Origin of the sequence: Clavibacter sp., from assembly GCF_014802555.1 — a bacterium.
GTDB classification, from domain to species: domain Bacteria; phylum Actinomycetota; class Actinomycetes; order Actinomycetales; family Microbacteriaceae; genus Clavibacter; species Clavibacter sepedonicus.
Window position 1 is genome coordinate 1 of record NZ_JAAVCB010000011.1, and the last position, 12,008, is coordinate 12,008.

A 12,008-nucleotide genomic window follows, 5' to 3' on the forward strand; every position below is an offset into this window, starting at 1 on the left:
ATTACCGTGGGACATCGAGGCCTCCTGGCGATGGTTGAACTGAACAGCTCCATCAAGCCAGGAGGCCTCTTCACACGCCCCGAAGTGTCACCAACGTCATGGCCGAGTACAGCTAGCGGGCGCCGGCGGTCTCGGGCGGGCCTCGATCCGTCCGCGCTCGAGAGTCGGGAAGGACGCGCGGCCCGGCCGGGCGTCGGGGCCGGTGGCGCGGCTCGATGGCCGCAGCCCGCTCCGGCCCTCCCTGCTCCGACCTTTCCTGCTCCGGGCCCGTCCCGTGCGGCCCCGTGCCCGGCCTCCCGCCCGGCTCGGCGTCGGGGGCAGCGCCTAGGATCGATGCCGACATGAGTGCCGACCCCGCAGCCCTTTCCCCCTCCAGCACGCCGATCATCCTCGACGGCCGGTCGGGTGCCGACGGGGGCCCTGGAGCCCCGGCGGATCCGCTGCTGGAGGGCCTCAACCCGGAGCAGCGCGAGGCCGTCGTCTACCGGGGTCCGGCTCTGCTCGTCGTCGCCGGCGCCGGATCCGGCAAGACGCGCGTGCTCACCCACCGCATCGCGAGCCTCATCGAGTCGCGCGAGGCGTGGCCGAGCCAGATCCTCGCCATCACCTTCACGAACAAGGCCGCGGCGGAGATGCGCGAGCGTGTCGAGTCGCTGCTCGGGCAGGCTTCCGAGGGCATGTGGATCTCGACCTTCCACTCCGCGTGCGTGCGCATCCTCCGACGCGAGGCGGAGGCCTTCGGCTTCACGCAGAACTTCACCATCTACGACTCCGCCGACAGCCGCGTGCTCATCAAGCGGATCATCAAGCAGCTCGACGCGGACACGCTCGGCTTCACCGTCTCCTCGGTGTCCGGCCGCATCTCCAAGCTCAAGAACGAGCTGTCGGACGCGGACACGTTCGCGCGCACGGCGAACTTCAACGATCCGGCCGAGGCCATGTTCGTCGAGATATTCCGGCAGTACACGCGTTCGCTCGCGGCGGCGAACGCATTCGACTTCGACGACCTCATCGGTCAGACCGTCTACCTCTTCCGCGCCTTCCCCAAGGTCGCCGCGCTCTACCAGCGGCGCTTCCGGCACGTGCTGGTGGACGAGTACCAGGACACGAACCACGCCCAGTACTCCCTCATCCGCGAGCTCACGCGCGCGGTGGCCCCGGAGGACGTGCCCGTCGACACGCGCATGTCCACGAACGGCATGGGCGGGATCGACGGGGCGTCGCTCACCGTGGTGGGCGACAGCGACCAGTCGATCTACGCCTTCCGCGGCGCCGACATCCGCAACATCACCGAGTTCGAGCGCGACTTCCCGCAGTCGAAGGTCGTGCTCCTCGAGCAGAACTACCGGTCGACCCAGAACATCCTCACCGCCGCCAACGCCGTCATCTCCAACAACTTCGACCGCAAGGACAAGAAGCTGTGGACCTCCATCGGCGACGGCGACAAGATCGTCGGCTTCACCGGGTACTCGGGGCATGACGAGGCGCAGTTCGTCGCCGACGAGATCCAGAAGCTGCACGAGGAGGGCACCGCGTACTCCGAGATCGCCGTCTTCTACCGGACCAACGCGCAGACGCGCGCGCTCGAGGAGATCCTCATCCGCTCGGCCGTGCCCTATCGGATCATGGGCGGCACGAAGTTCTACGAGCGGGCGGAGATCAAGGACGCGATGGCGTACCTGGTCGCCGTGGCGAACCCCGCCGACGTGCTGGCTCTCCGGCGCATCCTCAACACCCCGAAGCGCGGCATCGGCCCGGCCACGGAGACGGCCCTCGCCAACTTTGCGGAGTCGCATGGCGTGACCTTCCGCGAGGCGATGCGCCGCGCGTCCGAATTGGGGCTCGGGCCCAAGGTGACGCAGGCCATCCTCACGCTCTCCCGGATGCTCGACGAGGTGGCGCTGCTGCTGGATCCCGAGCGGCCGGAGGGACGGACCTCCGTCAGCGACCTGGTGACGACGCTCCTCAAGCGCAGCGGCCTCGTGCAGGCGCTGCGGGCGAGCAAGGACGCGCAGGACGAGGCACGCGCCGAGAACGTCGAGGAGCTCGTCGCCGTGACGAAGGAGTTCTCGCGCAACAACCCCGAGGGCCAGCTGGTGGACTTCCTGACGGAGGTCTCGCTCGTCGCCGCAGCGGACGAGCTCGACGACTCGAACGGCACCGTGTCCCTCATGACCCTCCACACGGCGAAGGGCCTCGAGTACGACTCGGTGTTCCTCACCGGCGTCGAGGAGGACCTGCTGCCGCACCGGATGTCGGCCAACGAGCCCGGCGGCCCGGCCGAGGAGCGTCGCCTGTTCTACGTCGGCATCACGCGCGCACGGCGGCGTCTCTTCATCTCGCTCGCCATGACGCGCGCGCAGTTCGGCGAGGTGAACGTCGCCATGCCCAGCCGGTACCTGCAGGAGATCCCGGCCGAGCTCATCGATTGGAAGCAGTCGCCCGGCATGGCCACCTCTCGGGGTGGCACGCAACCGCGCGCCCTCAACGCACGGCGGGAGGGCGGCGGATACGGCGGCCGCTCGCGCTCGTCGAGCGGCTTCGAGGATCCGGCCCTGCCGCCGCCGCGCCCCAAGACCCAGTGGGCCAACACGGTCACCGGGCAGGTGCGCGACAACGGCGACCTCGAGCTCGCGTTCGGCGACCGCATCCGGCACACCGACTTCGGCGACGGCCGCGTCACGGGCGTCGCGGGCGAGGGACGCAAGCGCATCGCCGAGGTGCAGTTCGACGGGCCGGCGGGTCGCAAGCGGCTGCTCATCAAGATCGCGCCCATCGAGAAGCTCTAGCCGGGACCCGGCGTCGGCGGCCGGCGCGACGCGCGCCGATGCCGGCGGCGCCCAGCGCGCCGATGGCCGTCGCGGCGCACGCGAGCGGCTGTGCGCCCACCCGCTGCGTCCCGCCCGAGCCCGGTACCTCGATGCCGGGTGCGCCACCCGTCATCGCCAACTGCGCGTGCCCGTGCGACGCGGGCACGTCGACGGCGGGCGGCGGGCTCGCGTGGAAGGTCTCGCTCGCGTGCGCCGTGTGATCGGCGAACGGCGCGATGGCAGCCCCGTCCGCGTCTCCGGCGGGGCGCCCGGGGCTGTCGAGGACGGCGACGTACCACCCGGGTGAGAGGACGCGCATGCACGGCGTGGTCGCGTCGCCGTCATCGGCGAGGGCGACGTCGGACACGAGCCCACCCGATCCGCCGTCCTCGGGGACGCCCACCGGCGAGCCGTCGGTGGGCGCGGTCGTGAACGGACCCGCGAGGCGGACGTGCACGGGGACCGCGCCGACCCCGACGAACGACGTCGTGTGCAGGGTGTCGGTCTGGCACCCGCCCGTCGCGATCTCCGAGGACCCGATGCTCGTCGTGATCCGCGGCGGCTGCGGGACCTGCGTCGTCTCGGTGGCCGCGCCGAAGGTCGACCGCCAGGGCAGCACCCGTGCCCGTCCGTCCTGGACCGCGGTGTCCTCAGGCGAGATGGACTCGACCCAGGCGTAGAAGCCACCCGCTGCGAGGCGGCAGGCGGGCGAGGTGTAGTCGCCCGGGCCGCGGTCGACGCGCGTCACGACCTCGCACACCTGCGGCGCGCCGGCGGGGACCTCGTCGCGCTCGGGCCCGACCTGCTCGGGGAAGGGCCCGAGGAGCCGGCTGCGCACGGTGACCGGCACGGGTGCCAGGCTCCCGTCGCCGCCACGGGTCAGCCCCCAGCCGTCTGCGGTCGCCGGTCTCCCGTCCGCGGCGGGTGCCGCTCCATCGGCGGACACCCGGAGCGCGTCCGTCAGCTCGTCGCCGATCGCCGCCACGGCACGCGACGTCCGCGTGACGACGCGCGGGGCGAAGGGGAGCGGGCTGGGTGCCTGCGCCTCCGCCCGCGCCTCGGCTCGGGCATCCGCCGGCCGGGCGAGGATCATCCGCTGCGATGCTCCGCCGTCGCCCACGGCGTCGAGGCCGTCTCCGTAGGGGAGGGATGCGAACACGGCGCTCGCCGTCACGTGCAGCGCCGCGGAGGATCCCGTCGCCCGCACCGGCACCGCGATGCCGTTCCCCACCTGCGCGATCGTGCTCCCGTCGTCGAACACCGCCCCGTCGAGCGTGACGGTGCCCGTCTGCGACCCGGCCGCCACGTCCGTGGGCCCGCTCGCGACGAGGTCGGCGCGCAGGTCCACGCGCACGGTCCCGCGGCCGTCGTCCCCGAGCGCCACGCGCGCGGCAGCGGTCACCGAGCGCGAGGCGCCGGTCGCCGCCTCCGTCAGCATGTCGCGCGCGCGGGACTCGACGGCCCCGGCGTGATCGCCAGCCCGGGCTGCGTACCAGGAGAGGTCGTGCGCGCCGAGGCCGGTGACGCTCCAGGTCGCGAGCTGGCCCGCCGCGGCGGTGTCGGGATCCGCCGAGCCGGCCCATCGCCTCGAGATGTAGGCGAGCCGTGCCCGGTCATCGGGCGACGCGCCCGCATCGGCCACCGGGGCGTACTCGTGGCCGGGCGGCGCGGCGAGGCCGACGTCGATGCAGAAGCCGAGCCGTCCGTCGTCCATGCGGTACGAGCCCAGCCAGCGGCCGTCCGATCCGGACGAGTAGCCGACGCCGTGGGCTACCGCGCTCAGGGCCTGCGCGGGAGGCACGGCGCTCGCCGCGAGGCCGAGCGCGAGGCCGACTCCCACGAGCGCCGACACGAGCCGGGCGCTGCGGGGGCGCCGGGGTGGGCGGTCGTGCCGCCGCCGAGGGGATGGGGAGCAGGGGGCAGAGGGGTTCCATGTCATGGCCGCACAGTGCGGCTCGAGGGCGCCGGCCAAGCGCGCGGCGCGACGAGCCGGGGACGGGATCCGCGTCGGCGCACCTGTGCAGGAGCGGCCCGGACCCCGGCTACCCGGCGTCGCGTCGGCGGTACCTGCGGGTGATCACCGATCGGGGCGCTTCGCGGACGACGCGCGGCAGCACCCGGTACACGGCGAGGATGAGCGCGAGGAGGCGCGCGTGGCGCCGTTCGAGCCGGGCGTCCCACCGCATCCCGAAGCCCGACCGCATCCGAGGCGGCAACAGCCCCGCCGTCACGAGCGCGACGACGGGCATGACCGCTCGGAGCGCCGGGGACCCGACCCGTCCGCCCAGCAGCGTCCGCGCGACCCGCCGCGCGTCCTCCGTCGGCTCGAGGGTCGCGACGCGGTCCTCCCAGTACTCGCGGAACGCCGCCCGGTCCGCGGGCCACCGCCCCTCGGGCACCTGCAGCGCTGTGCCCAGGACGGCGTACTCCCGGTAGACGCGGTCGGCGGCCTCGTCGGGAAGCCGGCCGAAGCACAGCTCGAACATCGTGACGGCCGAGTCGTACAGCGTCGCGGCCACCCAGAGCTGCAGGTCGGGGTCGTATGCGGAGTACGCCGGCGCGGATCCGTCGGCCGCGGCAGACGCTGCGCGGACCGGTGCGTGGGCGCGGCCGACGATGCGCCGGGCGCGTGCGATCTCGTCCGACGAGCCGAACACGACGGCGTAGACGTAGCCGAGCGTCCCCTCGAGCCGGTCGAGCGGTCGCGACGCGAAGTCGCTGTGCTCGGCCACCCCGCGCGCGACGGACGGGTCGGCGATCTGCAGCAGGATCGCCCGTCCCCCCGCGGCGAGCAGGATCCCCTCGCCCGCGAGATCGCGGATGGAACCGCCCGGCCGACGTGCGGGATGCGTCCTCGACCTCATCCGCCCAGTCTCCCTCCCCAGGCCCCGGATCGCGCGTCGGCGCACGGCCCGCGCGCACCCGGGCCGGCGCACCCGTGACCCGATAGGCTCTCCACGGTCGTCGACGCGGCGGGCCGGCCCACGCAGGTGGGCGGCTGGCGCGTCGGCCAGCCGCAACACACCGGGTGCCGCCACCAGACGGTCGTGGCACCGCAGCCTCGAACGACGCACATGACCGCCGAGCGCGGGTGCGGATGGGATGACACGCGTGGATCTTTTCGAATACCAGGCCAGGGACCTCTTCGAGTCCTACGGCGTCCCGGTCCTCCCGGGGATCGTCGCCGACACCGCCGAGGAGGTGCGCGCCGCGGCCGAGAAGCTGGGCGGCACCGTCGTCGTGAAGGCGCAGGTGAAGACCGGCGGCCGCGGCAAGGCCGGCGGCGTCAAGGTCGCCCAGAGCGCCGCCGCGGCGTACGAGGCGGCCGAGGGCATCCTCGGCCTCGACATCAAGGGGCACACCGTGCACCGCGTGATGGTGGCGGCCGGTGCCCGCATCGCGCAGGAGTTCTACTTCTCGATCCTCCTCGACCGCGCCGAGCGCTCCTACCTGTGCCTCGCCAGCTACGAGGGCGGCATGGAGATCGAGGAGCTCGCGGTCACCCGGCCCGAGGCGCTCGCCCGCATCGAGATCGACCCGGTCGCCGGCATCGACGCCGCGAAGGCCGAGGAGATCGCCCGCGCCGCCTCGTTCCCCGAGGAGCTCATCGCCAAGGTCGCGCCGGTCTTCGAGCGCCTCTGGTGGGTGTACCGGGACGAGGACGCGACGCTCGTCGAGGTCAACCCGCTCGTCCTCACGGAGTCGGGCGACAGCATCGCCCTCGACGGCAAGGTCACGCTCGACGAGAACGCCGGCTTCCGCCACGAGGGCCACGCGGCCCTCGAGGACGCGGCTGCGGCGGATCCCCTCGAGGCCAAGGCCAAGGAGTCCGACCTTAACTACGTGAAGCTCGACGGCCAGGTCGGCATCATCGGCAACGGCGCGGGCCTCGTCATGTCGACGCTCGACGTCGTCAGCTACGCCGGCGAGCAGCACGGCGGCGTGCGCCCGGCGAACTTCCTCGACATCGGCGGCGGAGCGTCGGCCGAGGTCATGGCCGCGGGCCTCGACGTCATCCTCGGCGACGAGCAGGTCACGAGCGTCTTCGTCAACGTCTTCGGCGGCATCACGTCGTGCGACGCGGTCGCGAACGGCATTGTCGGCGCGCTCGACAAGCTGGGCGACGCCGCCACCAAGCCGCTCGTCGTCCGCCTCGACGGCAACAACGTCGAGGAGGGCCGCCGCATCCTCGAGGAGCGCGCGCACCCCCTCGTCACCGTCGTCGGCACCATGGACGAGGCGGCCGACAAGGCCGCCGAGCTGGCCGCCGCTTAACTCCCGAGAGAGAACAGGAACAGCACATGTCGATTCTTCTCGACGAGAATAGCAAGATCATCGTCCAGGGCCTCACGGGGTCCGAGGGCACCAAGCACGCGGGCCGCATGCTCGCGTCCGGCAGCAAGGTCGTCGGCGGCGTCAACCCGCGCAAGGCCGGCAGCACGGTCACGATCGAGGGCGTCGAGCTCCCGATCTTCGGCTCCGTCGCCGAGGCGATGACGGAGACGGGCGCCGACGTGTCGGTCATCTTCGTCCCGCCGGCCTTCGCCAAGAGCGCCGTGGTGGAGGCGATCGACGCCGCCATCCCGCTCGCGGTCGTCATCACCGAGGGCATCCCCGTCAAGGACTCGGCCGAGTTCTGGTCGCACGCCAAGAGCACGGGCGGGAAGACCCGCATCGTCGGCCCGAACTGCCCCGGCATCATCAGCCCCGGCAAGTCGAACGCCGGCATCATCCCCGCCACCATCACCGAGGCCGGCCCCATCGGCCTCGTGTCGAAGTCGGGCACGCTCACGTACCAGATGATGTTCGAGCTGCGCGACCTCGGCATCTCGACCGCCATCGGCATCGGCGGCGACCCGATCATCGGCACCACGCACATCGACGCCCTCGAGGCGTTCGAGGCCGACCCGGAGACGCGCGCCATCGTGATGATCGGCGAGATCGGCGGCGACGCCGAGGAGCGCGCGGCCGAGTACATCAAGGCGCACGTCACCAAGCCGGTCGTCGCGTACGTCGCGGGCTTCACCGCTCCCGAGGGCAAGACGATGGGCCACGCCGGCGCGATCGTCTCCGGGGGGAGCGGCACGGCGCAGGGCAAGAAGGAGGCCCTCGAGGCCTCGGGCGTCAAGGTCGGCAAGACGCCGACCGAGACGGCCAACCTCCTCCGCGAGGTCTTCGCCGCCCTCTAGCGACCAGGCGCTCGACAGGGCATGTCGACGGCCCGCATCCCGGTGGATGCGGGCCGTCGCCATGCCCGCGGTCCCTCCCCATGCCGATCGGCCGGCGGATGCCCCGCCGCGCCCGTCGCCGGACGGGTCGCGCAGGGCCCGGCCGGTAGGGTCGTCGAGGCATGAACCGACACGCAACCGCCCTGTTCGCGGCACTCGAGGCGCTCCTGGTGGTGGGGGTCGGCGTCGCCCTGCCCCTCGTGCCGCTCACCGTCCTCTGGGCCGGGCAGTACGACCTGCAGATCGACTGGGGCGTCTTCGCGCGCACCGCGGTCGACCTGTGGCTCCTCGGGCACGGCGTGCCGCTCACGGCGTCGCTGGATCCCTCGCTCGCCTCCTCCCTCGGCCTCCCGGGCGTCGATGCGCCGTTCGCGCTCACGCTCGCGCCCCTGGGCTTCGCGCTCCTCACGCTCCTCCTCGGGATCCGCGCCGGCCGCCGCATCGTCGAGACCGACCACCCCGGCATCGGCGCGGGCTCCGCCGTGGCCACGACGGCCGTGCTGTCCCTCGGGCTGGCGCTCGCGGCGCAGCACGACGGCGTCTCCCCGGCGCTCGTGCGCGGAGCGATCCTGCCGACGCTCGTCCTCGCGCTCGGCCTCCTCGTCGGCGGGATCGCACGCGCCGATCGAGCGCGGGCCCGTCGATGGTGGGGGTCCTTGTCGTCCGGGCGGGCGGCCGGCGCCATCCGGGGCGCGCGGGATGCGTTCGACCGCCTCCCGGACGGCGCGGCGTCCGTCGTGGCCACGGCCGTCCGCGGGGGAGCGGCGACGGCCTTCGCGGTCGTCGCGGTCTCCGCCGTGGTCGTCGCGGTGCTGCTCGGCCTCCAGTACGCGACCGTGATCACCCTCTACGAGACGCTGCAGACCGGGATCGTGGGCGGCGTCGCCCTCACGCTGGCGCAGATCGCGCTCCTGCCGAACCTCGTGATGTGGGCGGCGTCGTGGCTCATCGGACCCGGCTTCGCCCTCGGCACCGGATCGTCCATCTCGCCGCTCGGCACGACCGTCGGCCCGATCCCGTCCGTCCCGGTCCTGGGCATCCTGCCGCAGGGTGCGTTCGACCTCGGGTACCTGGGCATCCTCGTCCCGGTCGTCGTGTCGTTCGTCGCGGCGGTCGCGCTGTCCCCGCGGGTCGCTCGGATCCCGGAGCCCGAGGCGCGCCGTTGGCCGTGGTTCCTGGTCGCGGGTCTCGGCATGGGCGTCGTCGGCGCGGTGGTGCTCGCCCTGCTCGCGGTCCTCTCCGGAGGCGCCGCCGGCCCGGGGCGCCTGGCCGACGTGGGTCCGGCGGCCGGCTGGATCCTCCTCGTCGCGTTCCTCGAGATCGGCGTCGCGTCCGTGGCGGGCATGTTCGTCTCGGGCCTGATGGCGCCCCTCGTCCGGCGCAGCCCCGAGGGACGCGGATAGGCTGTGCGCGTGCTCAACGTGGTCGTCCTCATTTCCGGCAGCGGGACCAACCTCCACGCTCTCCTCGAGGCTGCCGACCACGCGGACTACCCCGCCCGGGTCGTCGCGGTCGGAGCCGATCGCGACGCCGACGGGCTCGTCTTCGCCGAGGAGCGCGGCATCCCCACGTTCACGGTCCCGTTCGCGAGCTTCCCCGACCGCGCGGCGTGGGGGGACGAGCTCTCCGCGGCCATCGCCGGGTGGGATCCGGACCTGGTGGTGCTGAGCGGCTTCATGCGCCTCCTCCCCCCGCGTGCCGTGCAGGCGTTCGCGCCCCGCATCGTCAACACGCACCCGGCGTACCTGCCGGAGTTCCCCGGGGCCCACGCCGTCCGGGACGCCATCGCCGCCGGGGCCACGAGCTCCGGGGCGTCCATCATCGTCGTCGACACCGGGGTCGACACCGGGCCGGTGCTCGCGCAGGAGCGCGTGCCCGTCGAGCCCGGCGACACCGAGCACAGCCTGCACGAGCGCATCAAGGTCGTGGAGCGCAGGCTCCTCGTCGACACGGTGCGCGCGATCTCCCTCGGCACCATCGACCTCAAGGAGCTGTCCCCGGCATGAGCGGACCCCGTCACGACCCGTCCCTGTTCCGTGATCGAGACGACATCGAGGTGGCTCGCGCCCTCGTCTCCGTCAGCGACAAGACGGGGCTCCTCGAGCTGGCCGCAGCGCTCGCGGGGGCGGGGGTCGAGATCGTCTCCACCGGATCCACGGCGAGCACGATCGCGGAGGCGGGCTATCCCGTCACGCAGGTGCAGGACGTGACCGGGTTCCCGGAGTCGCTCGACGGACGCGTCAAGACGCTGCATCCGGCCGTGCACGCCGGCCTCCTCGCCGACCTGCGGCTCGAGTCCCACGAGGTCCAGCTGGCGGAGCTCGGCATCTCGCCCTTCCAGCTCGTGGTGGTGAACCTGTACCCGTTCGTCGAGACGGTCGCGTCGGGCGCCCCGGCCTCGGACGTGATCGAGCAGATCGACATCGGTGGTCCCGCGATGGTGCGCGCATCCGCCAAGAACCACGCGAACGTCGCGATCGTCGTGTCGCCGTCGAGCTACGACGAGGTGATCCAGGCCGTGGGCTCCGGGGGCACCACCCTCGAGCAGCGGCGCCGGCTCGCGGCTGCGGCCTTCGCGCACACGGCCGACTACGACCGCGCGGTCGCGGACTACTTCCGGTCGACGGTCGTCGGTGCAGGGTCCTCCGAGCCGGCCGACCCCGCCTGGCCCGCCAGCTGGCACGTCGCGGGCGAGCTCGCCCAGGTGCTCAGGTACGGAGAGAACTCCCACCAGGACGCGGCGCTCTACCGCCGGCCGGACGGCACCGGCATCGCACAGGCGGTGCAGCTGCACGGCAAGGAGATGTCCTACAACAACTTCGTCGACGCGGACGCGGCCGTCCGCGCCGCCTACGACTTCGCCGAGCCGGCCGTCGCCATCATCAAGCACGCGAACCCCTGCGGCATCGCGGTCGCGGCACCTCGTGCGGTGGACGCGATCGCCGCGGCGCATCGCAGCGCGCACGACTGCGATCCCGTGTCGGCCTTCGGCGGGGTGATCGCGGCGAACCGCACGGTCACGCTCGGGATGGCGGAGACGGTGAAGGAGATCTTCACCGAGGTCCTCGTCGCACCCGGGTTCGACGACGACGCGCTCACGCTGCTGAAGACGAAGAAGAACCTCCGCTTGCTCACTCTCCCGGAGGGCTACCACCGCGAGGGGCTCGAGGCGCGGCAGATATCGGGGGGCTACCTCGTGCAGTCCGGGGACGCGTTCCCCACGGACGGCACCCGGATCTCGGTGTCCTGGACCCTGGCCACCGGCGATCCCGTGGACGAGCAGACGCTCGCGGACCTCGAGTTCGCGTGGAAGGCCTGCCGGGCCGTGAAGTCGAATGCGATTCTGCTCGCCCACCACGGGGCGTCCGTGGGCGTCGGCATGGGCCAGGTCAACCGGGTCGACTCCTGCCAGCTGGCCGTGCAGCGCGCGGGCGACCGGGCATCCGGATCCGTGGCGGCGTCCGACGCGTTCTTCCCGTTCGCCGACGGACTGCAGGTGCTGCTCGACGCCGGGGTCCGTGCCGTGGTCCAGCCAGGGGGATCGGTGCGCGACGAGGAGGTCGTCGCCGCGGCCCGTGCCGCCGGCGTCGCCATGTACTTCACGGGCGAGCGCCACTTCTTCCACTGAGCGCCTCTGCGCGCACCACCACGGCATCCCGGGCGACACGCCCGGGATGTCGTTGGTTTTGCGGGGGTGGGGTGGTCCGCGTAATGTCTCCTCTTGTCGCCGGAACGGGCGGGGAGCTGAGAAGCTTCCGGAGCTGTTCTGGTGTTCTGGATCCTGGTGAAACACAAGTTGCCGCGGCTTATGGGTTGCGTGTTTACCATCAACTGAGCTAGGGTCTGATTCTGCTTCCGACGTGAGTGCTGGGCCTGTGTGGTCTGGATCACTCCCACGGGGAGCGGTGGAGTGTGAGCTCCGATGGCTGGCTGTGATGGTCGGTGTCGGGAGCGTCCGTTCCTTGAGAAC

The 12,008-nt window shown here is 72.6% G+C and carries 8 protein-coding genes; 6 read left to right on the forward strand and 2 right to left on the reverse strand.

Annotated features, from left to right (window positions below; all coding sequences use genetic code 11):
- Positions 1–341: 341 nt before the first annotated feature.
- A complete protein-coding gene (locus HDR73_RS01095; protein ID WP_012299861.1) occupies positions 342–2,789 on the forward strand; it encodes an ATP-dependent helicase in 2,448 nt (815 codons plus the stop codon).
- Here HDR73_RS01095 and HDR73_RS01100 read toward each other — a convergent pair.
- Together HDR73_RS01100 and HDR73_RS01105 are read right to left on the reverse strand one after the other, a co-directional pair.
- A complete protein-coding gene (locus HDR73_RS01100; protein WP_246865171.1) occupies positions 2,761–4,662 on the reverse strand; it encodes a hypothetical protein in 1,902 nt (633 codons plus the stop codon). The genes HDR73_RS01095 and HDR73_RS01100 overlap by 29 nt on opposite strands.
- Before the next feature lie 190 nt (positions 4,663–4,852).
- The gene (locus tag HDR73_RS01105) at positions 4,853–5,674 is read right to left on the reverse strand and encodes an oxygenase MpaB family protein (RefSeq protein ID WP_012299860.1); all 822 of its coding nucleotides are present in this window, start codon (positions 5,672–5,674) and stop codon (positions 4,853–4,855) included.
- A 247-nt stretch (positions 5,675–5,921) separates the two neighbouring features.
- Here HDR73_RS01105 and sucC point away from each other — a divergent pair, with 247 nt between their 5' ends.
- The 5 genes from sucC to purH all read left to right on the forward strand — a co-directional run bounded on the left by sucC (position 5,922) and on the right by purH (position 11,666).
- On the forward strand, positions 5,922–7,085 hold the full coding sequence (gene sucC, locus HDR73_RS01110) for an ADP-forming succinate--CoA ligase subunit beta (protein WP_041464694.1): 1,164 nt from the start codon (positions 5,922–5,924) through the stop codon (positions 7,083–7,085).
- 26 nt (positions 7,086–7,111) lie between these two features.
- Positions 7,112–7,999 (forward strand): succinate--CoA ligase subunit alpha, encoded by an 888-nt coding sequence (gene sucD, locus HDR73_RS01115; RefSeq protein ID WP_012299858.1) that lies wholly within the window; start codon positions 7,112–7,114, stop codon positions 7,997–7,999.
- 161 nt (positions 8,000–8,160) lie between these two features.
- Complete coding sequence (locus HDR73_RS01120) at positions 8,161–9,441, forward strand: cell division protein PerM (protein WP_012299857.1); 1,281 nt, start codon at positions 8,161–8,163, stop codon at positions 9,439–9,441.
- A 9-nt stretch (positions 9,442–9,450) separates the two neighbouring features.
- Positions 9,451–10,044 (forward strand): phosphoribosylglycinamide formyltransferase, encoded by a 594-nt coding sequence (purN, locus tag HDR73_RS01125; RefSeq protein WP_041465059.1) that lies wholly within the window; start codon positions 9,451–9,453, stop codon positions 10,042–10,044.
- Entirely contained in the window at positions 10,041–11,666 is a 1,626-nt protein-coding gene (gene purH / locus HDR73_RS01130) for a bifunctional phosphoribosylaminoimidazolecarboxamide formyltransferase/IMP cyclohydrolase (RefSeq protein ID WP_012299855.1), read from the forward strand. Before purN ends, purH begins: the two co-directional genes overlap by 4 nt.
- Positions 11,667–12,008 lie beyond the last annotated feature (342 nt).